Source organism: Pseudomonas veronii (assembly GCF_001439695.1).
GTDB classification, from domain to species: Bacteria; Pseudomonadota; Gammaproteobacteria; order Pseudomonadales; family Pseudomonadaceae; genus Aquipseudomonas; species Aquipseudomonas veronii.
In genome coordinates this window covers 15,610-38,623 of sequence record NZ_JYLL01000024.1, presented here as the reverse complement: position 1 = coordinate 38,623, position 23,014 = coordinate 15,610, and the positions used below count along the sequence as shown (strand labels likewise).

At 55.6% G+C, this 23,014-nt stretch carries 34 protein-coding genes; 1 reads left to right on the top strand and 33 read right to left on the bottom strand.

The window, feature by feature from the left end:
• Window positions 1-14 precede the first annotated feature (14 nt).
• Window positions 15-2,849 carry an excinuclease ABC subunit UvrA gene (gene uvrA, locus TU80_RS23125; protein ID WP_017849544.1) on the top strand — a complete coding sequence of 945 codons (2,835 nt, stop codon included), beginning with the start codon at window positions 15-17 and terminating at the stop codon, window positions 2,847-2,849.
• A 66-nt stretch (window positions 2,850-2,915) separates the two neighbouring features.
• Here uvrA and bfr read toward each other — a convergent pair whose 3' ends face one another.
• The 33 genes from bfr to rpsG form a co-directional block, all read right to left on the bottom strand.
• Complete coding sequence (bfr, locus tag TU80_RS23120; protein WP_017848805.1) at window positions 2,916-3,380, bottom strand: bacterioferritin; 465 nt, start codon at window positions 3,378-3,380, stop codon at window positions 2,916-2,918.
• Window positions 3,381-3,535: 155 nt separating this feature from the next.
• Window positions 3,536-4,984: a catalase gene (locus tag TU80_RS23115; RefSeq protein WP_017848804.1), complete on the bottom strand. Its 1,449-nt coding sequence runs from the start codon at window positions 4,982-4,984 to the stop codon at window positions 3,536-3,538.
• 239 nt (window positions 4,985-5,223) lie between these two features.
• Window positions 5,224-5,610, bottom strand: a complete 387-nt coding sequence (rplQ, locus tag TU80_RS23110; protein ID WP_003176402.1) for a 50S ribosomal protein L17 — start codon at window positions 5,608-5,610, stop codon at window positions 5,224-5,226.
• A gap of 41 nt (window positions 5,611-5,651) precedes the next feature.
• Window positions 5,652-6,653, bottom strand: coding sequence for a DNA-directed RNA polymerase subunit alpha (locus TU80_RS23105; RefSeq protein WP_003176403.1), 1,002 nt, complete (start codon window positions 6,651-6,653; stop codon window positions 5,652-5,654).
• A 22-nt stretch (window positions 6,654-6,675) separates the two neighbouring features.
• Window positions 6,676-7,296 carry a 30S ribosomal protein S4 gene (gene rpsD, locus TU80_RS23100; RefSeq protein WP_003176404.1) on the bottom strand — a complete coding sequence of 207 codons (621 nt, stop codon included), beginning with the start codon at window positions 7,294-7,296 and terminating at the stop codon, window positions 6,676-6,678.
• 18 nt (window positions 7,297-7,314) lie between these two features.
• On the bottom strand, window positions 7,315-7,704 hold the full coding sequence (rpsK, locus tag TU80_RS23095) for a 30S ribosomal protein S11 (RefSeq protein WP_002555466.1): 390 nt from the start codon (window positions 7,702-7,704) through the stop codon (window positions 7,315-7,317).
• 30 nt (window positions 7,705-7,734) lie between these two features.
• On the bottom strand, window positions 7,735-8,091 hold the full coding sequence (gene rpsM / locus TU80_RS23090; protein ID WP_017848803.1) for a 30S ribosomal protein S13: 357 nt from the start codon (window positions 8,089-8,091) through the stop codon (window positions 7,735-7,737).
• 129 nt (window positions 8,092-8,220) lie between these two features.
• Window positions 8,221-8,337: a 50S ribosomal protein L36 gene (gene rpmJ, locus TU80_RS31960; RefSeq protein WP_002555468.1), complete on the bottom strand. Its 117-nt coding sequence runs from the start codon at window positions 8,335-8,337 to the stop codon at window positions 8,221-8,223.
• A 27-nt stretch (window positions 8,338-8,364) separates the two neighbouring features.
• Window positions 8,365-9,693: a preprotein translocase subunit SecY gene (gene secY, locus TU80_RS23085; RefSeq protein ID WP_003176406.1), complete on the bottom strand. Its 1,329-nt coding sequence runs from the start codon at window positions 9,691-9,693 to the stop codon at window positions 8,365-8,367.
• Window positions 9,694-10,131 (bottom strand): 50S ribosomal protein L15, encoded by a 438-nt coding sequence (rplO, locus tag TU80_RS23080; protein ID WP_003176407.1) that lies wholly within the window; start codon window positions 10,129-10,131, stop codon window positions 9,694-9,696.
• 3 nt (window positions 10,132-10,134) lie between these two features.
• Window positions 10,135-10,311: a 50S ribosomal protein L30 gene (gene rpmD, locus TU80_RS23075; protein ID WP_003176408.1), complete on the bottom strand. Its 177-nt coding sequence runs from the start codon at window positions 10,309-10,311 to the stop codon at window positions 10,135-10,137.
• 2 nt (window positions 10,312-10,313) lie between these two features.
• Window positions 10,314-10,814: a 30S ribosomal protein S5 gene (gene rpsE, locus TU80_RS23070; protein ID WP_003186035.1), complete on the bottom strand. Its 501-nt coding sequence runs from the start codon at window positions 10,812-10,814 to the stop codon at window positions 10,314-10,316.
• 3 nt (window positions 10,815-10,817) lie between these two features.
• The gene (gene rplR / locus TU80_RS23065) at window positions 10,818-11,168 is read right to left on the bottom strand and encodes a 50S ribosomal protein L18 (protein WP_003186037.1); all 351 of its coding nucleotides are present in this window, start codon (window positions 11,166-11,168) and stop codon (window positions 10,818-10,820) included.
• Between the two features lie 10 nt (window positions 11,169-11,178).
• The gene (gene rplF, locus TU80_RS23060; RefSeq protein WP_003176412.1) at window positions 11,179-11,712 is read right to left on the bottom strand and encodes a 50S ribosomal protein L6; all 534 of its coding nucleotides are present in this window, start codon (window positions 11,710-11,712) and stop codon (window positions 11,179-11,181) included.
• A 12-nt stretch (window positions 11,713-11,724) separates the two neighbouring features.
• Window positions 11,725-12,117: a 30S ribosomal protein S8 gene (gene rpsH / locus TU80_RS23055; RefSeq protein WP_017848802.1), complete on the bottom strand. Its 393-nt coding sequence runs from the start codon at window positions 12,115-12,117 to the stop codon at window positions 11,725-11,727.
• Window positions 12,118-12,324: 207 nt separating this feature from the next.
• Window positions 12,325-12,630 carry a 30S ribosomal protein S14 gene (rpsN, locus tag TU80_RS23050; RefSeq protein ID WP_003176414.1) on the bottom strand — a complete coding sequence of 102 codons (306 nt, stop codon included), beginning with the start codon at window positions 12,628-12,630 and terminating at the stop codon, window positions 12,325-12,327.
• A 13-nt stretch (window positions 12,631-12,643) separates the two neighbouring features.
• Window positions 12,644-13,183: a 50S ribosomal protein L5 gene (rplE, locus tag TU80_RS23045; protein ID WP_003194642.1), complete on the bottom strand. Its 540-nt coding sequence runs from the start codon at window positions 13,181-13,183 to the stop codon at window positions 12,644-12,646.
• A 22-nt stretch (window positions 13,184-13,205) separates the two neighbouring features.
• Window positions 13,206-13,520 (bottom strand): 50S ribosomal protein L24, encoded by a 315-nt coding sequence (gene rplX / locus TU80_RS23040; RefSeq protein WP_007896770.1) that lies wholly within the window; start codon window positions 13,518-13,520, stop codon window positions 13,206-13,208.
• 11 nt (window positions 13,521-13,531) lie between these two features.
• Window positions 13,532-13,900: a 50S ribosomal protein L14 gene (gene rplN / locus TU80_RS23035; RefSeq protein WP_002555479.1), complete on the bottom strand. Its 369-nt coding sequence runs from the start codon at window positions 13,898-13,900 to the stop codon at window positions 13,532-13,534.
• Window positions 13,901-13,923: 23 nt separating this feature from the next.
• Entirely contained in the window at window positions 13,924-14,190 is a 267-nt protein-coding gene (gene rpsQ, locus TU80_RS23030) for a 30S ribosomal protein S17 (protein ID WP_003176419.1), read from the bottom strand.
• A 2-nt stretch (window positions 14,191-14,192) separates the two neighbouring features.
• The gene (rpmC, locus tag TU80_RS23025; protein ID WP_002555481.1) at window positions 14,193-14,384 is read right to left on the bottom strand and encodes a 50S ribosomal protein L29; all 192 of its coding nucleotides are present in this window, start codon (window positions 14,382-14,384) and stop codon (window positions 14,193-14,195) included.
• Window positions 14,384-14,797 (bottom strand): 50S ribosomal protein L16, encoded by a 414-nt coding sequence (rplP, locus tag TU80_RS23020; RefSeq protein WP_003232424.1) that lies wholly within the window; start codon window positions 14,795-14,797, stop codon window positions 14,384-14,386. Before rplP ends, rpmC begins: the two co-directional genes overlap by 1 nt.
• Window positions 14,798-14,809: 12 nt before the next feature.
• A complete protein-coding gene (gene rpsC / locus TU80_RS23015) occupies window positions 14,810-15,496 on the bottom strand; it encodes a 30S ribosomal protein S3 (RefSeq protein ID WP_003176422.1) in 687 nt (228 codons plus the stop codon).
• 13 nt (window positions 15,497-15,509) lie between these two features.
• Window positions 15,510-15,842, bottom strand: coding sequence for a 50S ribosomal protein L22 (rplV, locus tag TU80_RS23010; protein WP_003103908.1), 333 nt, complete (start codon window positions 15,840-15,842; stop codon window positions 15,510-15,512).
• 11 nt (window positions 15,843-15,853) lie between these two features.
• Window positions 15,854-16,129 (bottom strand): 30S ribosomal protein S19, encoded by a 276-nt coding sequence (gene rpsS, locus TU80_RS23005; RefSeq protein WP_002555486.1) that lies wholly within the window; start codon window positions 16,127-16,129, stop codon window positions 15,854-15,856.
• A gap of 16 nt (window positions 16,130-16,145) precedes the next feature.
• Window positions 16,146-16,970 (bottom strand): 50S ribosomal protein L2, encoded by an 825-nt coding sequence (gene rplB / locus TU80_RS23000; protein WP_003210080.1) that lies wholly within the window; start codon window positions 16,968-16,970, stop codon window positions 16,146-16,148.
• Window positions 16,971-16,984: 14 nt separating this feature from the next.
• Window positions 16,985-17,284 carry a 50S ribosomal protein L23 gene (gene rplW / locus TU80_RS22995; protein WP_002555488.1) on the bottom strand — a complete coding sequence of 100 codons (300 nt, stop codon included), beginning with the start codon at window positions 17,282-17,284 and terminating at the stop codon, window positions 16,985-16,987.
• Window positions 17,281-17,883 (bottom strand): 50S ribosomal protein L4, encoded by a 603-nt coding sequence (gene rplD / locus TU80_RS22990; RefSeq protein WP_003210082.1) that lies wholly within the window; start codon window positions 17,881-17,883, stop codon window positions 17,281-17,283. The genes rplW and rplD overlap by 4 nt, the downstream gene beginning before the upstream one ends.
• A 12-nt stretch (window positions 17,884-17,895) precedes the next feature.
• Window positions 17,896-18,531: a 50S ribosomal protein L3 gene (rplC, locus tag TU80_RS22985; RefSeq protein ID WP_007253310.1), complete on the bottom strand. Its 636-nt coding sequence runs from the start codon at window positions 18,529-18,531 to the stop codon at window positions 17,896-17,898.
• A gap of 81 nt (window positions 18,532-18,612) precedes the next feature.
• Complete coding sequence (gene rpsJ, locus TU80_RS22980) at window positions 18,613-18,924, bottom strand: 30S ribosomal protein S10 (RefSeq protein ID WP_003186070.1); 312 nt, start codon at window positions 18,922-18,924, stop codon at window positions 18,613-18,615.
• A gap of 158 nt (window positions 18,925-19,082) precedes the next feature.
• Complete coding sequence (gene tuf / locus TU80_RS22975; RefSeq protein WP_017848801.1) at window positions 19,083-20,276, bottom strand: elongation factor Tu; 1,194 nt, start codon at window positions 20,274-20,276, stop codon at window positions 19,083-19,085.
• 30 nt (window positions 20,277-20,306) lie between these two features.
• Window positions 20,307-22,412 carry an elongation factor G gene (gene fusA, locus TU80_RS22970; protein WP_017848800.1) on the bottom strand — a complete coding sequence of 702 codons (2,106 nt, stop codon included), beginning with the start codon at window positions 22,410-22,412 and terminating at the stop codon, window positions 20,307-20,309.
• 30 nt (window positions 22,413-22,442) lie between these two features.
• The gene (gene rpsG, locus TU80_RS22965) at window positions 22,443-22,913 is read right to left on the bottom strand and encodes a 30S ribosomal protein S7 (RefSeq protein WP_002555493.1); all 471 of its coding nucleotides are present in this window, start codon (window positions 22,911-22,913) and stop codon (window positions 22,443-22,445) included.
• Window positions 22,914-23,014: the final 101 nt, after the last annotated feature.

Sequence of the window (23,014 nt, the reverse complement as noted above, 5' to 3'; positions counted from 1 at the left end):
CGTGCGAGGCCATCTTGGACAAGATCCTGATTCGTGGGGCTAGAACCCACAACCTGAAGAACATCGACCTGACCCTGCCCCGGGACAAACTGATCGTCATCACCGGTTTGTCCGGGTCCGGCAAATCGTCGCTGGCGTTCGACACGCTGTACGCCGAAGGCCAGCGGCGCTATGTCGAGTCGCTGTCGGCCTATGCCCGCCAGTTTCTGTCGATGATGGAAAAGCCCGACGTCGACACCATCGAAGGCCTGTCGCCGGCAATTTCCATCGAGCAGAAGTCGACTTCCCACAACCCGCGCTCCACCGTGGGCACCATCACCGAGATCTACGACTACCTGCGCCTGCTGTATGCGCGCGTCGGTATCCCGCGCTGCCCGGACCACGACATCCCGCTGGAAGCCCAGACCGTCAGCCAGATGGTCGACCTGGTGCTGGCCCAGCCGGAAGGCGCCAAGCTGATGCTGCTGGCGCCGGTGATTCGCGAGCGCAAGGGTGAACACCTTTCAGTGTTTGAAGAACTGCGCGCGCAAGGTTTCGTGCGTGCGCGGATCAACGGCAAGCTGTACGAGCTGGACGAAGCGCCGAAGCTCGACAAGCAGAAGAAGCACTCGATCGATGTCGTGGTCGACCGCTTCAAAGTACGCGCCGACTTGCAGCAGCGCCTGGCGGAATCCTTCGAGACAGCCCTGAAGCTGGCGGACGGTATCGCCCTGGTCGCGCCGATGGACGACGAACCGGGCGAAGAGATCATCTTCTCCGCACGCTTTGCCTGCCCGATCTGTGGCCACGCCATCAGCGAGCTGGAACCCAAGCTGTTTTCCTTCAACAACCCGGCCGGCGCCTGCCCGACCTGCGATGGCCTGGGCGTGAAGCAGTTTTTCGATATCAAGCGCCTGGTCAATGGCGAGCTGACGCTGGCGGAAGGTGCGATACGCGGCTGGGACAGGCGTAACGTCTATTACTTCCAGATGCTCGGCTCATTGGCCTCGCACTATAAGTTCAGCCTGGAAGTACCGTTCAACCAACTGCCGGCGGATCAGCAGAAGGTCATTCTCAACGGCAGCGGTTCGCAGAACGTCGACTTCAAATACCTCAACGACCGTGGCGATATCGTCAAGCGCTCGCATCCGTTCGAAGGCATCGTGCCCAACCTCGAACGCCGCTACCGCGAGACCGAGTCGGCGAGCGTGCGGGAAGAACTGGCCAAGTTCCTCAGCACCCAGCCCTGCCCGGATTGCCGAGGCACCCGCCTGCGCCGTGAGGCGCGGCACGTATGGGTTGGCGAGAAGACCCTGCCGGCGGTGACCAACCTTCCGATTGGCGACGCCTGTGAATATTTCGGCGTACTCAAGCTGACCGGACGCCGTGGGGAGATTGCCGACAAGATCCTCAAGGAGATTCGCGAGCGCCTGCAGTTCCTGGTCAACGTCGGCCTGGATTACCTGTCGCTGGACCGCAGCGCCGATACCTTGTCGGGCGGTGAAGCCCAGCGCATCCGCCTGGCCAGCCAGATCGGCGCCGGTCTGGTGGGCGTGTTGTATATCCTCGATGAGCCGTCGATTGGCTTGCACCAGCGCGATAACGATCGCCTCCTGGGCACGCTGAAACACCTGCGGGACATCGGCAACACGGTGATCGTGGTCGAGCACGACGAAGACGCGATTCGCCTGGCCGATTATGTGGTCGATATCGGCCCGGGCGCTGGCGTGCATGGTGGGCATATCGTCGCCCAAGGCACGCCTGCCGAGGTGATGGCTCATCCAGACTCGCTGACCGGCAAGTACCTGTCCGGGCGCGTGAGGATTGAAGTGCCGTCCAAGCGCACGCCACGCAACAAGAAGATGGCGTTGCACCTCAAGGGCGCGCGCGGCAACAACCTGCGCAATGTCGACTTGGAAATTCCGCTGGGTCTGTTGACCTGCGTGACGGGTGTTTCCGGCTCGGGCAAGTCGACGCTGATCAACAACACGCTGTTCCCGTTGAGCGCCACCGCCCTGAACGGCGCGACCACGCTGGAAGCGGCTGCACATGACAGCATCAAGGGCCTGGAGCTCCTCGACAAAGTGGTCGATATCGACCAGAGCCCGATTGGCCGTACCCCCCGCTCCAACCCGGCGACCTATACCGGGCTGTTCACGCCCATTCGCGAGTTGTTCGCCGGCGTGCCGGAATCCCGCTCGCGGGGCTACGGGCCGGGCCGGTTCTCGTTCAACGTCAAGGGCGGGCGCTGCGAAGCGTGCCAGGGCGATGGCTTGATCAAGGTGGAGATGCACTTCCTGCCGGACATCTACGTGCCGTGCGATGTGTGCAAGAGCAAGCGCTACAACCGCGAAACCCTTGAGATCAAATACAAGGGCAAGAACATCCACGAAACCCTGGAGATGACCATCGAGGAAGCGCGGGTGTTCTTCGACGCGGTTCCGGCGTTGGCGCGCAAGCTGCAGACGCTGATGGATGTGGGCTTGTCGTACATCAAGCTGGGGCAATCGGCGACCACGCTGTCCGGTGGTGAAGCGCAACGGGTCAAGCTGTCCCGTGAGCTGTCCAAGCGCGATACCGGTAAAACCCTGTATATCCTCGATGAGCCGACCACGGGCCTGCACTTCGCGGACATTCAGCAATTGCTGGATGTGTTGCACCGCCTGCGTGACCACGGCAACACCGTGGTGGTGATCGAGCACAACCTGGATGTGATCAAGACCGCCGACTGGCTGGTCGACCTCGGGCCGGAAGGCGGTTCCAAGGGCGGTCAGATCATCGCGGTAGGTACACCGGAGCAGGTCTCCGAGATGCCGCAATCGCACACGGGTTACTACTTGAAACCGTTGCTCGCGCGCGACCGGGCCTGATTTATCCGGCCCAATAAAAAGCCCCTGTCACTTCAACGGTGACAGGGGCTTTTTTACAGCCGGGAATCAGAACTGCGATTGCAGGTAATTCTCCAGGCCGACCAGCTTGATCAGGCCCAGCTGCTTTTCCAGCCAGTAGGTGTGATCTTCTTCGGTATCGGCCAACTGCACGCGCAGAATTTCACGGGTGACATAGTCGTTGTGCTGCTCGCACAGCTCGATGCCCTTGCACAGCGCGGCACGGACCTTGTTCTCGAGGCGCAGGTCAGCGGCGAGCATCTCAGGCACCGTTGTGCCTACGTCCAAGTCGTCGGGACGCATGCGTGGCGTGCCTTCGAGCATCAGGATACGGCGCATCAGCGCGTCGGCGTGCTGGGTCTCTTCTTCCATCTCGTGGTTGATACGCTCGTAGAGCTCGGTAAAGCCCCAGTCTTCGTACATACGCGAATGGATGAAATATTGGTCACGAGCCGCGAGTTCGCCCGTCAGCAACGTGTTGAGGTAATCGATTACGTCGGGGTGACCTTGCATCGCCCTACATCTCCCTGCTTGAAAGTCTTTAGTTTGAACCATGCTGACCCATAGGTCACGGAGCCAACGGCAGAAAAGTGAAGATTTCCTGAGAAAAGCGGCTGAATTAACGCAAAAACCGCCCAAATGAGGGCGGTTCTGCTTATCGTTTAGAGTCAGTTAATCGATACACCCAGCGCCTTTGCGATTGCTTCTCCATAAGCCGGATCGGCTTTGAAGAAGTGCTGCAACTGACGCTGGACCACATCACTGGAAACCCCCGCCATGGCGCCGGCGATGTTGCCGGTGAGCAAGGCTTTCTGCTCATCGTTCATCAGGCGGAACAGCGCACCGGCGTGGCTGTAATAGTCGGTGTCTTCGCGGTGATCGTAACGATCCGCGGCACCGCTCAGGGCCAATGCGGGCTCGGCGTACTGTGGCGCTTGTTTCGGCGCGTCGGCGTAGCTGTTTGGCTCATAGTTGGGCGCCCCACCGCCGTTGCTGCCGAAGGCCATCGAGCCATCACGCTGGTAGCTGTTGACCGGGCTACGTGGGGCATTCACCGGCAATTGCTGGTGGTTGGTGCCGATACGGTAGCGGTGGGCATCTGCGTAAGCGAAGACGCGACCTTGCAGCATGCGGTCCGGCGACAGGCCAACACCCGGGACCATGTTGCTCGGGCCGAACGCCGCTTGTTCCACTTCGGCGAAGTAGTTCTGCGGATTACGGTTGAGCTCCAGTTCACCGACTTCGATCAGCGGGAACTCCTTCTGCGACCAGGTTTTGGTCACGTCAAAGGGGTTCTCGTAATGTGCGTTGGCCTGGGCCTCGGTCATGATCTGAATGCAGACGCGCCATTTCGGGAAATCCCCGCGCTCGATCGCACCAAACAGATCGCGCTGTGCGTAATCAGGGTCGGTACCGGCCAAACGTGCCGCCTCGGCCGGTGCCAGGTTCTTGATGCCTTGCTTGGTCTTGTAGTGCCACTTCACCCAGTGCCGCTCGCCCTTGGCGTTGATCAAGCTGTAGGTGTGGCTACCGAAGCCGTGCATGTGGCGGTAACCGTCAGGGATACCACGATCGGAAAACAGGATGGTGACCTGGTGCAGCGCCTCCGGGGAGTGCGACCAGAAATCCCACATCATCTGCGCGCTTTTCAGATTGCTTTGCGGCAGGCGTTTTTGAGTGTGGATGAAATCAGGGAACTTGAGTGGGTCGCGGATGAAGAACACCGGGGTGTTGTTACCGACGATGTCCCAGTTGCCTTCTTCGGTGTAGAACTTCAAGGCAAAGCCACGAGGGTCGCGCTCGGTATCCGCCGAACCACGTTCGCCACCGACCGTGGAGAAACGCAGAAAGGTCGGCGTTTGTTTACCAACGGCCTCGAACAGCTTGGCGCTGGTGTACTGAGTAATGTCCCGGGTGACGGTGAACGTGCCGTAAGCACCCGAACCTTTGGCGTGTACGCGACGCTCAGGGATGTTTTCGCGGTTGAAGTGAGCGAGCTTCTCGATCAGGTGAAAATCATCGAGCAACAACGGGCCACGCGGGCCGGCGGAACGGGAGTTCTGGTTGTCCGCCACGGGAGCGCCGCTGGCGGTGGTAAGAATTTTGTTCTGGCTCATGTTCAATCTTCCTCAGGTCGGACTTGGAACTGCCGGCTAATCGGCTTGCAGTGAGTATTGATCATCAACATGACGTCTACAAATTCATTAAATTGTGGACATCAATAGAAAATTACTACCAATACACCCGACGCCCATAATGCCGCGGCCAGATCGATGCACGCTTGTATCCATGGCGCTTTTCTTACGCGCACAAAAAACCGGGCGCTAGGCCCGGTTCTTCGTTACAGACTGTCGTCTTACTCGGCGCTTACAGCTTCGCCGGCAGTAGCACGATCAACCAACTCGACATACGCCATAGGCGCGTTGTCGCCAGCGCGGAAACCGCACTTGAGGATGCGCAGGTAGCCACCCTCACGGGTAGCGTAACGCTTGCCCAGGTCGTTGAAGAGCTTACCAACGATAGCTTTCGAACGAGTACGGTCGAAGGCCAGACGGCGGTTAGCCAGGCTGTCTGTCTTAGCCAAAGTGATCAGCGGCTCAGCAACGCGACGCAGTTCTTTAGCTTTCGGCAGTGTAGTTTTGATCAGCTCGTGCTCGAACAGCGACACCGCCATGTTTTGGAACATGGCCTTACGGTGCGAGCTGGTACGGCTCAGGTGACGTCCACTTTTACGATGACGCATGGTTCATTCCTTACCAAACTCACGTTCGGTGATTACGACGATCAGGCAGTCGCCTTGTCGTCCTTCTTAAGACTTGCAGGCGGCCAGTTGTCGAGGCGCATGCCGAGGGACAGACCGCGGGAGGCCAGAACGTCCTTGATTTCAGTCAAGGATTTCTTGCCCAGGTTCGGAGTCTTCAACAGTTCTACTTCGGTACGCTGAATCAGGTCGCCGATGTAGTAAATGTTTTCCGCCTTAAGGCAGTTAGCCGAACGTACAGTCAGTTCCAGATCGTCAACCGGGCGAAGCAGGATCGGATCGATCTCGTCTTCCTGCTCGATTACCACTGGTTCGCTGTCGCCTTTGAGGTCGACGAACGCAGCCAACTGCTGTTGCAGAATGGTTGCAGCGCGACGGATAGCCTCTTCAGGGTCCAGAGTACCGTTGGTTTCCAGATCAATAACCAGCTTGTCCAGGTTAGTACGCTGCTCGACACGGGCGTTTTCCACCACGTATGCGATACGGCGAACCGGGCTGAACGAAGAGTCAAGCTGCAAGCGACCAATGCTGCGGCTTTCGTCTTCATCGCTCTGACGCGAGTCGGCCGGTTCATAACCACGACCACGAGCTACAGTGAGCTTCATGTTCAGGGCGCCGTTAGACGCCAGGTTAGCGATTACGTGATCGGGGTTAACGATCTCGACATCATGATCCAGCTGAATATCGGCAGCGGTAACCACCCCCGAACCCTTCTTCGACAAGGTCAGCGTAACTTCGTCACGGCCGTGCAGCTTGATAGCCAGACCTTTAAGGTTCAACAGGATTTCAATTACGTCTTCCTGTACACCTTCGATGGCGCTGTACTCGTGGAGCACACCGTCAATCTCGGCCTCGACTACTGCACAGCCGGGCATTGAGGACAACAGGATGCGGCGCAGCGCGTTGCCCAGGGTGTGGCCAAAACCACGCTCGAGAGGCTCGAGTGTGATTTTGGCGCGGGTTGGACTGACAACCTGCACATCAATGTGGCGGGGTGTCAGGAACTCATTTACCGAAATCTGCATGGATGCACCTATTTTCTAGCCCTTACTTGGAGTAGAGCTCGACAATCAGGCTTTCGTTGATGTCGGCGGACAGATCACTGCGAGCTGGAACGTTCTTGAAAACGCCCGACTTCTTCTCAGTGTCTACTTCTACCCATTCTACGCGGCCACGTTGGGCACACAGATCGAGAGCTTGGACAATGCGAAGTTGGTTTTTTGCTTTCTCGCGAACAGCGACCACGTCACCAGCACGAACCTGGTAGGACGGAACGTTTACGGTCTGGCCGTTAACGCTGATCGACTTGTGCGATACCAGCTGACGGGATTCGGCACGAGTAGAACCAAAGCCCATACGGTATACAACGTTGTCCAGACGGCATTCGAGCAGTTGCAGCAGGTTTTCACCGGTTGCACCTTTCTTGCCAGCAGCTTCTTTGTAGTAGCCGCTGAACTGACGCTCGAGAACGCCGTAGATACGACGGACCTTCTGCTTTTCACGCAGTTGGGTGCCGTAATCGGACTGGCGACCGCGGCGTTGGCCGTGGATACCAGGTGCTGCTTCAATGTTGCACTTCGATTCGATCGCGCGCACGCCGCTCTTCAGGAAGAGATCGGTGCCTTCGCGACGAGCGAGTTTGCATTTTGGACCAATGTAACGAGCCATTCTTTACAATCTCCTGGATTACACGCGGCGCTTCTTCGGCGGACGGCACCCGTTGTGCGGGATTGGCGTCACGTCGGTGATGCTGGCGATCTTATAGCCACAGCCGTTCAAAGCACGGACAGCGGACTCACGACCTGGACCTGGACCTTTGACGTTAACGTCGAGGTTTTTCAGGCCGTATTCCAGCGCAGCTTGACCAGCACGTTCAGCAGCTACTTGAGCAGCGAACGGGGTGGACTTGCGGGAACCGCGGAAACCCGAACCACCGGAGGTAGCCCAAGAAAGCGCGTTACCTTGACGGTCGGTGATGGTCACGATGGTGTTGTTAAAAGAAGCATGGATGTGGGCGATGCCATCAACCACTGTCTTTTTAACTTTTTTACGAGGACGAGCAGCAGGTTTTGCCATGATAATTTTCCTGTCGATTCGCGGGGGCGATTACTTGCGGATCGGCTTACGCGGACCTTTACGGGTACGCGCGTTAGTCTTGGTACGCTGACCGCGTACTGGAAGACCACGACGATGACGCAGACCGCGATAGCAACCGAGGTCCATCAAACGCTTGATTTTCATGTTGATTTCGCGACGCAGGTCACCTTCAGTGGTGAACTTCGCCACTTCGCCACGCAGCAATTCAACCTGCTCGTCGCTCAGATCCTTGATCTTAGCGGCTGGGTTTACCCCAGCGACCGCGCAAATTTTCTGCGCAGTAGTGCGACCAACACCATAGATGTAGGTCAGCGAGATAACAGTGTGCTTGTTATCTGGAATGTTAACGCCTGCAATACGGGCCATTCAGTGGGACTCCAATTGACAGCTACCTACGCCCCGGAAGCCAAGAAATAGGGCGCGAGATAATATCGCTGTAATAACAAATAATCAACCCGGCAGCGCACTAGCTGCCGGGCTTCAAGCGGATCACACTCAGCCTTGGCGCTGTTTGTGACGCGGTTCCGCGCTGCAAATTACTCGAACAACACCTTCGCGGCGAATAATCTTGCAGTTACGGCACAGCTTTTTCACCGATGCACGAACTTTCATCACCAACTCCTCGAACCTTATGGGTACTCAGCGCAACATGCCGCTGCCGTAACCCTTCAGGTTGGCTTTCTTCATCAGGGATTCGTACTGGTGCGAAACGAGGTGCGATTGTACTTGGGACATGAAGTCCATCACAACCACGACCACGATCAGCAACGAGGTCCCGCCAAGGTAGAACGGAACGTTTGCTGCAACCACCAGGAACTGGGGCAACAAGCACACGGCCGTCATATATAGAGCACCGAACAGGGTCAAACGAGTCAGAACGCCATCAATGTAGCGTGCAGACTGCTCACCTGGACGGATGCCCGGAATAAAGGCACCGGACTTCTTCAGGTTTTCCGCTACGTCTTTCGGATTGAACATCAACGCCGTATAGAAGAAGCAGAAGAAAATAATCCCTGCACTAAACAGCAGAATATTCAACGGCTGACCAGGAGCGATCGACTGAGAGAGGTCCTGCAGCCAGCCCATGTTTTCAGACTGACCAAACCAGGTACCCAACGAAGCCGGAAACAGCAAGATGCTGCTCGCGAAAATCGCCGGAATAACACCGGCCATATTCACTTTCAGCGGCAAGTGGCTGGTCTGCGCGGCAAAGACCTTGCGGCCCTGCTGACGCTTGGCGTAGTGAACAGCAATACGACGCTGGCCACGCTCAATGAACACCACAAAACCGATAATCGCTACTGCCAGCAAACCGATGGCGACCAGGGCGAAAATGTTGATATCACCCTGACGTGCAGACTCGAAAGACTGCCCGATCGCTCTCGGAAGACCGGCGACGATACCTGCGAAAATCAACATCGAGATACCGTTACCAACACCACGCTCAGTAATCTGCTCACCCAGCCACATCATGAACATCGCACCAGCCACAAACGTGGATACCGCGACGAAATGGAAGCCAAAGTCACCAGTGAACGCAACACCCTGCCCCGCCAGGCCAACGGACATGCCGATAGCTTGAACCAGGGCGAGGATGACAGTGCCGTAGCGGGTGTACTGGCTAATCTTGCGACGGCCAGCTTCACCTTCCTTCTTCAACTGCTCCAGCTGCGGGCTGACGGCGGTCATCAGTTGCATGATGATCGATGCCGAAATGTACGGCATGATCCCCAGTGCAAAGATGCTCATCCGTTCCAGCGCGCCGCCGGAAAACATGTTGAACAAGCTAAGAATGGTCCCCTCATTCTGTCGAAACAGGTCTGCGAGTCGGTCCGGGTTGATACCTGGAACCGGGATGTGTGCGCCTATTCGGTAGACGATAATCGCCAGGAACAGAAAACGCAGACGAGCCCAAAGTTCAGACATACCGCCTTTGCCGAGCGCTGAGAGAGCACCTTGCTTAGCCATTTATTCCTCGAACTTGCCGCCAGCTGCTTCGATAGCCGAACGCGCACCTTTGGTGGCGCCGATTCCCTTGCCGATAGTGACAGCGCGAGTCACTTCACCGGACAGCATGATTTTCACACGCTGTACGTTGACGTTGATCACGTTGGCATCTTTCAGGGTCTGCACAGTAACGATGTCGCCTTCCACTTTAGCCAGCTCGGACAGACGCACTTCTGCGCGGTCCATGGCTTTCAGGGATACGAAACCGAACTTAGGCAGGCGACGATGCAGCGGCTGTTGACCGCCTTCAAAGCCTGGAGCAATGGTGCCACCGGAGCGGGAGGTTTGACCTTTGTGGCCACGGCCACCAGTCTTACCCAAACCGCTACCGATACCACGGCCCGGACGATGCTTTTCGCGACGGGAACCCGGCGCTGGACTCAGATCATTGAGTTTCATCGATTAACCCTCGACACGCAGCATGTAGTAAGCCTTGTTGATCATCCCGCGATTCTCGGGAGTATCCTGGACTTCTACAGTGTGACCGATGCGACGCAGACCCAAACCCTTAACGCACAATTTGTGGTTAGGGATGCGGCCGGTCATGCTTTTGATCAGCGTTACTTTAACGGTAGCCATGATCAGAAGATCTCCTTGACGCTTTTGCCACGCTTGGCGGCAATGGATTCAGGAGACTGCATTGCTTTCAAACCCTTGAAAGTGGCGTGAACCACGTTTACTGGGTTAGTCGAGCCGTAGCACTTGGCCAGAACGTTCTGAACGCCAGCAACTTCGAGGACAGCACGCATAGCGCCGCCAGCGATGATACCGGTACCTTCAGAAGCAGGCTGCATGTACACCTTCGAAGCGCCATGGGCGGACTTCATTGCGTACTGCAGAGTGGTGCCGTTCAGATCAACTTGGATCATGTTGCGACGAGCAGCTTCCATTGCCTTCTGGATCGCAGCAGGCACTTCACGTGACTTGCCACGGCCGAAGCCAACGCGCCCTTTACCATCACCCACCACGGTCAACGCGGTGAAAGTGAAGATACGGCCGCCTTTAACGGTTTTGGCTACGCGGTTAACTTGAACCAGCTTCTCAATGTAGCCTTCGTCGCGCTTTTGGTCGTTATTTGACATAACTTAGAACTCCAGCCCAGCTTCACGAGCAGCATCAGCCAGCGCCTTGACGCGACCGTGATACTTGAAGCCAGAGCGGTCGAAAGCCACCTGCGAGACGCCAGCGGCTTTAGCACGCGTAGCGACCAGCTGGCCAACCTTAGTGGCCGCGTCGATGTTGCCGGTGGCACCATCACGCAGTTCTTTATCCAAAGTCGAGGCGCTTGCCAGGACTTTGTTGCCGTCGGCCGAGATGACCTGGGCGTAGATGTGCTGCGACGAGCGGAACACGCAGAGACGCACGACTTCGAGTTCGTGCATTTTCAGGCGTGCTTTGCGAGCGCGACGCAGTCGAGTAACTTTTTTGTCGGTCATTTGCTATGCCCTACTTCTTCTTGGCTTCTTTACGACGGACGACTTCGTCCGCGTAGCGCACACCTTTGCCTTTGTACGGCTCTGGTGGACGGAAGTCGCGGATCTCAGCGGCCACCTGACCTACCAGCTGCTTATCGATGCCCTTGATCAGGATATCGGTTTGGCTAGGGGTCTCAGCGGTGATGCCTTCCGGCAGTTCGTAATCCACTGGGTGCGAGAAGCCAAGGGCCAGGTTCAAAACCGTGCCTTTTGCTTGCGCTTTGTAACCAACACCGACCAGCTGGAGCTTACGCTCGAAGCCTTGGCTTACGCCTTGGACCATGTTGTTTACCAACGCACGCGTGGTACCGGCCATTGCGCGAGTTTGTTGATCGCCATTGCGAGCAGCGAAACGCAGCTCACCAGCTTCTTCAACGATCTCAACGGACGAATGGATGTTCAGTTCAAGAGTACCCTTGGCACCCTTCACCGAAAGCTGTTGGCCTGCGAATTTTACTTCGACACCGGCTGGCAGCTTAACGGGGTTCTTAGCGACGCGAGACATGCTTATCCCCCCTTAGAACACAGTGCAAAGAACTTCGCCGCCGACACCGGCAGCGCGCGCAGCACGATCCGTCATCACACCTTTGTTGGTGGAGACGATAGACACGCCAAGACCGCCACGAACTTTCGGCAGATCTTCAACGGACTTGTACTGACGCAGGCCTGGACGGCTAACGCGCTTCACTTCCTCGATGACCGGACGGCCTTCGAAGTACTTCAGCTCGATGGACAGCAGTGGTTTGATTTCGCTGCTGATCTGATAACCCGCAATGTAGCCTTCGTCTTTCAGGACTTTGGCAACAGCTACCTTCAACGTGGAAGATGGCATGCTTACGACGGACTTTTCAGCCATCTGGGCATTACGGATACGAGTTAGCATGTCCGCTAACGGGTCCTGCATACTCATGGGCTAGACGCTCCTAATACAAAAAAATTAGCCTTGCGGCTACATATGTCGCTGAGTATCTCCGGGCATAGAAAACACGGGCTCAGGCGAGCCGGGTATTCTAGACACACTCCGGAAATGAAACAAGCCCCAAAAGGGGCTTGTTCCAGATTCAAGGTACCGGCGGTCAGTATCTTGCGATTCAGACCGTCCGGACTTTGAAAGTACTTACCAGCTGGCTTTAACCAGACCTGGTACGTCACCACGCATTGCCGCTTCACGCAGTTTGTTACGGCCGAGGCCGAACTTGCGGTAAACGCCGTGTGGACGACCGGTCAGGCGGCAGCGGTTACGCATGCGCGAGGCGCTTGCGTCACGTGGCTGCTTCTGCAGAGCTACTGTGGCTTCCCAACGTGCTTCTGGACTTGCGTTCAGATCAACGATGATTGCTTTCAGTGCTGCACGCTTCTTGGCGTACTTGGCAACCGTGAGCTGACGTTTCAGCTCGCGGTTTTTCATGCTCATCTTGGCCATGGTCCTACTCCAATCAGTTGCGGAACGGGAATTTGAAAGCACGCAACAGGGCGCGACCTTCATCATCGTTCTTGGCAGTGGTGGTCAGGGTGATGTCCAGACCGCGGAGAGCATCGATCTTGTCGTAGTCGATTTCCGGGAAGATGATCTGCTCTTTCACGCCCATGCTGTAGTTACCACGACCATCGAAGGACTTGGCATTCAGGCCGCGGAAGTCGCGGACCCGAGGCAGGGAGATCGACAGCAGACGATCCAGGAATTCGTACATACGCTCACGGCGCAGAGTCACTTTGACGCCGATCGGCCAACCTTCACGGACTTTAAAGCCAGCGATGGATTTCCGAGCGTAAGTCACAACGACTTTTTGACCGGTGATCTTTTCCAGGTCAGCAACAGCGTGCTCGATGACTTTTTTGTCGCCGATCGCTTCGCCCAGACCCATGTTCAGGGTGATTTTGGTAACGCGCGGAACTTCCATCACGTTCCCGAGCTTAAGTTCTTCCTTAAGCTTGGGGGCGATTTCCTTCCGGTAAATCTCTTGTAGTCGTGCCATGGTCTTATCTACCTAGCAGTGTTCAAGCATCAACCGCTTTTTGGGTCGACTTGAAGACACGAATTTTCTTACCGTCTTCTACTTTGAAACCAACGCGGTCAGCCTTGTTGGTTTCGCCGTTGAAGATGGCGACGTTAGAAGCGTGCAGTGGCGCTTCTTTCTCGACGATACCGCCTTGTACGCCCGACATAGGGTTAGGCTTGGTATGACGCTTGACCAGGTTCAGACCACCGACGACCAGACGGTCGTCAGCGAGAACCTTCAGCACCTTACCGCGCTTACCTTTGTCTTTGCCGGCGATCACGATGATCTCGTCGTCACGACGAATCTTTTGCATGTCGGATCTCCTTACAGCACTTCTGGGGCGAGCGAGACGATCTTCATGAACTTCTCAGTACGAAGTTCACGCGTCACTGGCCCAAAGATACGGGTGCCGATCGGCTCTTGCTTGTTGTTCAGAAGAACAGCAGCGTTGCCATCAAAGCGGATAATGGAGCCATCTGCACGGCGAACGCCGTGACGAGTGCGGACTACAACAGCAGTCATCACTTGGCCTTTTTTCACTTTACCGCGAGGAATTGCTTCCTTCACGGTAACTTTGATGATGTCACCGATACCAGCGTAACGACGATGGGAGCCACCCAGCACCTTGATGCACATAACACGGCGAGCGCCGCTGTTATCGGCCACATCGAGCATGGATTGAGTCTGAATCATATAATTTCTCCGACCCCTAGTCCTTAGACTTCCACAGCGCGTTCGAGAACATCAACCAGTGCCCAAGACTTGGTCTTGGCCAGCGGACGAGTTTCACGAATAGTGACTTTGTCGCCGATGTGGCACTGGTTGGTTTCGTCGTGCGCGTGCAGCTTAGTCGAACGCTTAACATATTTACCGTAGATCGGGTGCTTAACGCGACGCTCGATCAAAACGGTGATGGTTTTGTCCATCTTGTCGCTGACAACACGGCCAGTCAGCGTACGGACAGTCTTTTCGGCTTCAGCCATGATCACTTACCTGCCTGCTGGTTGAGCACAGTCTTCACGCGAGCGATGTCACGCTTAACTTGCGAGAGCAGATGAGACTGCCCCAACTGGCCAGTTGCTTTCTGCATGCGCAGATTGAACTGGTCGCGCAGCAGGCCGAGCAGTTGCTCGTTCAGCTGCTGTGCGGATTTTTCACGAAGTTCATTCGCTTTCATCACATCACCGTCCGTTTAACAAAGGCGGTGGCGAGCGGCAGCTTTGCAGCAGCCAGGGCAAAAGCCTCACGCGCCAGCTCTTCAGTTACACCCTCGATTTCATACAGGACTTTGCCTGGCTGAATCTGGGCTACCCAGTATTCCACGTTACCCTTACCTTTACCCATCCGAACTTCGAGGGGCTTTTTGGAGATCGGCTTGTCCGGGAATACACGGATCCAGATCTTGCCGCCACGTTTTACGTGACGGGTCAGAGCACGACGCGCTGACTCGATCTGACGAGCGGTGAGACGACCACGAGCTACAGACTTCAGCGCGAATTCGCCGAAGCTGACTTTGCTACCGCGCTGAGCCAGACCACGGTTGTGGCCTGTCATCTGCTTGCGGAACTTCGTACGCTTTGGTTGCAACATTTGGCGTACCCCTTACTTAGCAGCTTTTTTACGAGGCGCTGGTGCTTGTGGTTTCAGTTCTTCTTGGCGACCACCAATTACTTCGCCTTTGAAGATCCAAACCTTTACACCGATCACACCATAAGTGGTGTGAGCTTCGTAGTTGGCATAGTCGATGTCGGCACGCAGGGTGTGCAGTGGCACACGACCTTCGCGATACCATTCAGTACGTGCGATTTCAGCACCGCCGAGACGACCGCTCACTTGGATTTTGATGCCTTTGGCACCAATACGCATGGCGTTCTGTACGGCGCGCTTCATAGCGCGACGGAACATGACGCGACGCTCCAGCTGCTGAGCTACGCTCTGCGCAACCAGCATACCGTCGAGCTCCGGCTTGCGGATCTCTTCGATATTGATGTGCACAGGCACACCCATTTGCTTGGTCAGGTCCTGACGCAGTTTCTCAACATCTTCACCTTTCTTCCCGATAACGATACCTGGACGAGCGGTGTGGATGGTGATACGTGCAGTTTGTGCCGGACGATGGATATCGATACGGCTTACGGACGCGCTTTTTAGTTTGTCTTGGAGATACTCACGCACCTTCAGATCAGCGAACAAATAGTCCGCATAAGTCCGACCGTCTGCGTACCAGACGGAGGTGTGCTCCTTGACGATTCCCAGGCGAATGCCAATGGGATGTACTTTCTGACCCATCTCTTCGACTCCGTTACTTGTCAGCAACCTTGACAGTGATATGGCAAGACCGCTTGACGATGCGATCAGCACGGCCTTTGGCACGCGGCATGATACGCTTCAGCGAACGCCCTTCGTTGACGAAAACGGTGCTGACCTTCAGGTCATCAACGTCTGCGCCTTCGTTATGCTCGGCGTTGGCTACGGCCGACTCCAGCACTTTCTTCATGATCTCGGCGGCTTTCTTACTGCTGAAAGCCAACAGGTTGAGCGCTTCGCCCACCTTCTTCCCGCGGATCTGGTCGGCGACCAAGCGGGCTTTCTGGGCGGAGATTCGAGCGCCCGACAACTTAGCGGCTACTTCCATTTCCTTACCCCTTAACGCTTGGCTTTCTTGTCTGCCACGTGCCCACGATAAGTGCGGGTACCGGCAAACTCGCCTAGTTTGTGGCCGACCATGTCTTCGTTAACGAGAACTGGGACGTGTTGACGACCGTTGTGTACTGCGATGGTCAGACCGACCATTTGTGGCAGGATCATCGAACGACGCGACCAGGTCTTAACTGGTTTGCGATCGTTCTTTTCCGCCGCCACTTCGATCTTCTTCAGTAGGTGAAGATCAATAAAAGGACCTTTTTTCAGAGAACGTGGCACTGTCGTATCCCTCTATTTACTTGCGACGACGGACGATCATTTTGTCGGTACGCTTATTACCACGAGTCTTCGCGCCCTTAGTCGGGAAGCCCCATGGCGATACCGGATGACGACCACCAGAGGTACGACCTTCACCACCACCGTGTGGGTGGTCAACCGGGTTCATGGCAACACCACGAACGGTTGGGCGAACGCCACGCCAGCGTTTGGCACCAGCTTTACCCAGCGAACGCAGGCTGTGCTCGGAGTTCGAGACTTCACCCAGGGTCGCGCGGCATTCAGCCAGCACTTTACGCATCTCACCAGAACGCAGACGCAGGGTCACGTAGACACCTTCACGAGCGATCAGCTGAGCCGAAGCACCAGCGGAACGAGCGATTTGCGCGCCTTTACCTGGCTTCAATTCGATGCCGTGTACGGTGCTACCAACTGGAATGTTACGCAGTTGCAGAGCGTTGCCCGGCTTGATCGGTGCCAGAGCACCTGCGATCAGCTGGTCACCAGCACTCACGCCTTTAGGGGCGATGATGTAGCGACGCTCGCCATCTGCGTACAACAGCAGAGCGATGTGAGCAGTACGGTTTGGATCGTATTCGATACGCTCGACAGTGGCAGCGATGCCATCTTTGTCGTTGCGACGGAAGTCGACCAGACGATAATGCTGTTTATGGCCACCACCGATGTGACGAGTGGTAATGCGACCATTGTTGTTACGACCACCAGTCTTCGATTTCTTCTCGAGCAGCGGTGCGTGAGGAGCGCCTTTATGCAGCTCCTGGTTGACCACCTTGACCACAAAACGGCGGCCAGGGGAAGTCGGTTTGCATTTAACGATTGCCATGATGCACCCCTTCCTTACTCAGCACTGCTGCTGAAATCGAGATCTTGGCCTGGCTGAAGGGAGATAACTGCCTTCTTCCAGTCATTACGCTTGCCCAGACCGCGAGCAGTGCGCTTGCTCTTACCCAGAACATTCAGGGTAGTAACACGCTCTACTTTCACGCTGAACAGGCTTTCGACGGCCTTCTTGATTTCCAGCTTGGTTGCGTCAGTTGCAACCTTGAAAACGAACTGGCCTTTCTTGTCAGCCAGAACCGTAGCCTTTTCGGAAACGTGCGGGCCAAGCAGAACTTTAAATACGCGTTCCTGGTTCATCCCAGCAGCTCCTCGAATTTCTTCACGGCCGACACGGTGATCAACACCTTGTCGTATGCGATCAGACTAACTGGATCGGAACCTTGCACGTCACGTACATCAACGTGTGGCAGGTTGCGAGCAGCCAGGTACAGGTTCTGATCAACAGCTTCAGACACGATCAAGACGTCAGTCAGGCCCATGCCGTTCAGCTTGTTCAGCAGATCTTTGGTTTTCGGTGCTTCAACAGCGAAGTCCTGAACCACGACCAGACGATCAGTACGCACGAGTTCAGCAAGGATGGAGCGCAGTGCTGCGCGGTACATCTTCTTGTTGAGCTTCTGAGTGTGATCCTGCGGACGAGCTGCGAAAGTGGTACCGCCGCCGCGCCAGATTGGGCTACGGATAGTACCGGCACGAGCACGGCCAGTACCTTTCTGACGCCAAGGGCGCTTACCGCCACCACGAACGTCGGAACGGGTCTTTTGCTGCTTGCTACCTTGACGGCCGCCGGCCATGTAGGCCACGACTGCTTGGTGAACGAGCGTCTCGTTGAATTCGCCGCCAAATGTCAGTTCGGAAACTTCGATCGCTTGAGCGTCATTTACATTTAATTGCATGTCAGCTTCCCCTTAACCGCGAGCCTTGGCCGCTGGACGTACAACCAGGTTGCCGCCAGTAGCGCCAGGAACAGCACCCTTGACCAACAACAGATTGCGTTCAGCGTCGACGCGCACTACTTCGAGGGACTGCACGGTCACGCGCTCAGCGCCCATATGACCGGACATTTTTTTGCCCTTGAATACACGACCAGGAGTCTGGCACTGGCCAATAGAGCCCGGGACGCGGTGGGAAACGGAGTTACCGTGAGTGTTGTCTTGGCCACGGAAATTCCAACGCTTGATCGTACCCTGGAAGCCTTTACCCTTGGACTGACCGGTTACATCAACCAGTTGACCAGCGGCGAAGATTTCAGCGTTGATCAGATCGCCAGCCTGGTAGTCGCCTTCTTCAAGACGGAACTCCATAACAGTGCGACCAGCTGCAACGTTTGCTTTAGCGAAGTGACCTGCTTGAGCAGCAGTCACGCGCGAAGCACGACGCTCGCCGACAGTGACTTGCACTGCACGATAGCCATCGGTTTCTTCAGTTTTGAACTGGGTGACGCGATTCGGTTCGATCTCAATGACCGTGACCGGAATGGAGACACCTTCTTCGGTGAAAATACGGGTCATACCGCATTTACGACCGACTACACCAATAGTCATGTTGTAAACCTCATGAGTGTACGGGGCTTTCACCCGCTATGGCCGCCCATTTCAGAGCGTTACACGACTAAGACCCAAGTCTTAGCCGAGGCTGATCTGTACTTCCACACCGGCCGCCAGATCAAGCTTCATAAGTGCATCAACGGTTTTATCCGTTGGCTGGACGATGTCCAGTACGCGCTTATGAGTACGGATCTCGTACTGGTCACGCGCGTCTTTGTTGACGTGCGGGGAGACCAGAACGGTGAACCGCTCTTTACGGGTAGGCAGTGGAATTGGACCACGCACTTGAGCACCAGTACGTTTCGCGGTTTCCACGATTTCCTGGGTGGATTGGTCGATCAGGCGATGGTCAAAAGCCTTCAACCTGATACGGATTTGCTGATTTTGCATTGGATTTCAGACTCCGGCTGCTATTCCCAGCGAGCGCAATACGCCCGTTAAAAGGAGGCGCAATTCTATAGACGCCCCAGATAGGTGTCAACCCAATAAAAAAAGCCCCCGCTGAGCGGGGGCTTTTTCAAAACCTCGAAGCTAACTCAAAAAAGAGCTTACTCGATGATTTTAGCTACAACGCCAGCACCAACGGTACGGCCGCCTTCACGGATAGCGAAGCGCAGACCGTCTTCCATTGCGATGGTTTTGATCAGGGTAACAGTCATTTGAATGTTATCGCCTGGCATTACCATTTCAACGCCTTCTGGCAGTTCGCAGTTACCAGTCACGTCAGTAGTACGGAAGTAGAACTGTGGACGGTAGCCTTTGAAGAACGGAGTGTGACGACCGCCTTCTTCCTTGCTCAGAACGTAAACTTCTGCGGTGAACTTGGTGTGCGGCTTAACGGTACCTGGCTTAACCAGAACCTGACCACGTTCAACGTCATCACGCTTGGTGCCGCGCAGCAGTACGCCGCAGTTCTCGCCAGCACGACCTTCGTCGAGCAGCTTGCGGAACATTTCAACACCGGTGCAAGTGGTAACGGTGGTGTCACGCAGACCAACGATTTCCAGTGGGTCTTGAACGCGAACGATACCACGCTCGATACGACCAGTCACAACAGTACCGCGACCCGAGATCGAGAATACGTCTTCGATTGGCATCAGGAATGGCTTGTCGGTCAGACGAACTGGTTCTGGGATGTAGCTGTCCAGAGTTTCAACCAGTTTACGAACGGCAGTGGTGCCCATTTCGTTGTCGTCTTTGCCTTCCAGCGCCATACGAGCAGAACCGATGATGATCGGAGTGTCGTCGCCTGGGAAGTCGTAAGTGCTCAGCAGATCGCGCACTTCCATCTCAACCAGTTCCAGCAGCTCAGCGTCGTCTACCAGGTCAGCCTTGTTCAGGAAAACCACGATGTACGGAACGCCTACCTGACGGGACAGCAGGATGTGCTCACGGGTTTGTGGCATCGGACCATCAGCGGCCGAGCAAACCAGGATCGCGCCGTCCATCTGGGCAGCACCAGTGATCATGTTCTTCACATAGTCAGCGTGACCTGGGCAGTCAACGTGAGCGTAGTGACGAATCTTCGAGTTGTACTCGACGTGCGCGGTGTTGATGGTGATACCACGAGCTTTTTCTTCTGGTGCGCTGTCGATTTTATCGAAATCAACGATTGCGGAACCGAATACTTCGGAGCAAACGCGAGTCAGAGCAGCAGTCAGAGTGGTTTTACCGTGGTCAACGTGACCGATGGTGCCAACGTTGACGTGCGGTAGGGAACGATCAAATTTTTCTTTAGCCACGACAATTAACTCCTTGCCTAAAGGACTGAATCAGCCTTGTTTTTTGGATACAGTTTCAGCGATGTGCGCCGGAGCTGTGTTGTATTTTTTGAATTCCATAGAGTAGCTTGCGCGACCCTGGGACATGGAGCGAACGTCGGTCGCATAACCGAACATCTCACCCAACGGAACCTCGGCGCGAATCACTTTGCCGGAAACCGTGTCTTCCATACCCAAGATCATGCCGCGACGACGGTTAAGGTCGCCCATGACATCACCCATATAGTCTTCAGGTGTAACAACTTCTACCGCCATGATTGGCTCAAGCAACTCACCACCGCCCTTCTGGGCCAGTTGCTTGGTTGCCATGGAAGCAGCCACCTTGAACGCCATCTCGTTGGAGTCGACGTCGTGGTAAGAACCGTCAAAAACGGTTGCTTTCAGGCCGATCAGGGGATAGCCGGCGACAACACCGTTCTTCATCTGCTCTTCGATACCCTTCTGGATAGCAGGGATGTATTCCTTAGGAACAACACCACCTACTACTTCGTTCACGAATTGCAGACCTTCCTGACCTTCGTCAGCAGGAGCAAAACGGATCCAGCAGTGACCGAACTGACCACGACCGCCGGACTGACGAACGAACTTGCCTTCGATTTCACAGTTCTTCGTGATGCGCTCACGATAGGAAACCTGAGGCTTACCGATGTTGGCTTCGACGTTGAACTCACGGCGCATCCGGTCAACCAGGATGTCCAGGTGCAACTCGCCCATGCCGGAGATGATCGTTTGACCAGTCTCTTCATCAGTCTTGACGCGGAAAGATGGATCTTCCTGAGCAAGTTTGCCCAGAGCGATACCCATTTTTTCCTGGTCATCCTTGGTCTTAGGCTCTACGGCAACCGAAATAACCGGCTCCGGGAAGTCCATACGAACCAGGATGATTGGCTTAGCAGCGTCGCACAAAGTTTCACCAGTGGTGACGTCCTTCATGCCGATCAGGGCCGCGATGTCACCAGCGCGCACTTCCTTGATCTCTTCACGGGCGTTTGCGTGCATTTGCACCATACGACCCACGCGCTCTTTCTTACCTTTAACCGAGTTGATCACGCCGTCGCCGGAGGCCAACACGCCCGAGTAAACGCGGACGAAAGTCAAGGTACCCACGAATGGGTCGGTTGCGATCTTGAACGCCAGAGCCGAGAACGGCTCGCTGTCATCGGCGTGACGCTCCATCTCTTCTTCCTCGTTATCAGGGTTGGTACCCTTGATAGCAGGAATGTCGGTTGGAGCAGGCAGGTAGTCGATAACGGCGTCGAGAACCAGGGGAACACCCTTGTTCTTGAAGGAAGAACCACAAACAGCCAAGACGATCTCACCAGCGATAGTACGCTGACGCAGAGCGGCCTTGATTTCCGCGTTGGTGAGTTCTTCACCTTCGAGGTACTTGTTCATCAGCTCTTCGCTGGCTTCGGCAGCAGCCTCAACCATGTTGTTACGCCACTCGTCAGCCAGCTCCTGCAGTTCAGCAGGGATAGGCTTACGAACAGGAACCATACCTTTGTCAGCGTCATTCCAGTAGACGGCTTCCATGGCGATCAGATCGATCTGGCCCTGGAAGTTATCTTCGGAACCGATTGCCAATTGAATTGGCACCGGAGTGTGACCCAGACGCTGCTTGATCTGACCGATCACGCGCAGGAAGTTGGCACCAGCACGGTCCATCTTGTTTACGTAAACAAGACGTGGAACGCCGTATTTGTTGGCTTGACGCCATACGGTTTCCGACTGAGGCTCAACACCCGAGGTACCGCAGAACACAACGACAGCGCCGTCGAGTACACGCAGGGAACGTTCAACTTCAATAGTGAAGTCTACGTGGCCCGGGGTATCGATAACGTTGAAGCGGTGCTCGTCTTTGTACTGCTTCTCGGAACCTTTCCAGAAGGCGGTAATAGCAGCAGAAGTAATGGTAATACCACGCTCCTGCTCCTGAACCATCCAGTCTGTGGTCGCGGCGCCGTCATGCACCTCGCCCATCTTGTGACTTTTGCCGGTGTAAAAAAGGACGCGCTCGGTGGTGGTGGTTTTACCAGCATCCACGTGAGCAACGATACCAATGTTACGGTAGCGATTAATCGGTGTAGTACGAGCCATAAAGCCCTCGCAAATTGAGTGACGCTGGATTTAGAAGCGGTAGTGCGAGAAAGCCTTGTTAGCTTCAGCCATACGGTGCACGTCTTCACGCTTCTTAACAGCAGCGCCTTTACCTTCAGCAGCGTCCAACAGTTCGCCAGCCAAACGCAGAGCCATAGACTTCTCGCCACGCTTACGGGCGAAGTCTACCAACCAGCGCATTGCCAGGGCGTTACGACGGGACGGACGAACTTCAACCGGAACCTGGTAAGTAGCACCGCCTACACGGCGCGACTTCACTTCGACCAGCGGAGCGATGGCGTCGAGAGCTTTCTCGAAGATTTCCAGGGGGTCGCTGTTCTTGCGTTCTTTAACCTTTTCCAGCGCGCCATAAACGATACGCTCGGCAACGGCTTTCTTGCCGCTTTCCATCACGTGGTTCATGAACTTGGCCAGGATTTGGCTTCCGTATTTTGGATCGTCAAGCACTTCGCGCTTGGCTGCTACGCGTCTTCTTGGCATGGATAAGCCCTCAAACGGTCTTCAGGTTCGCTCGGAATCGGTGCCCTTTCGGGACGCCTCCGACCTTACTCTTATCGACTCAGAAAATAAGATGATTCAGT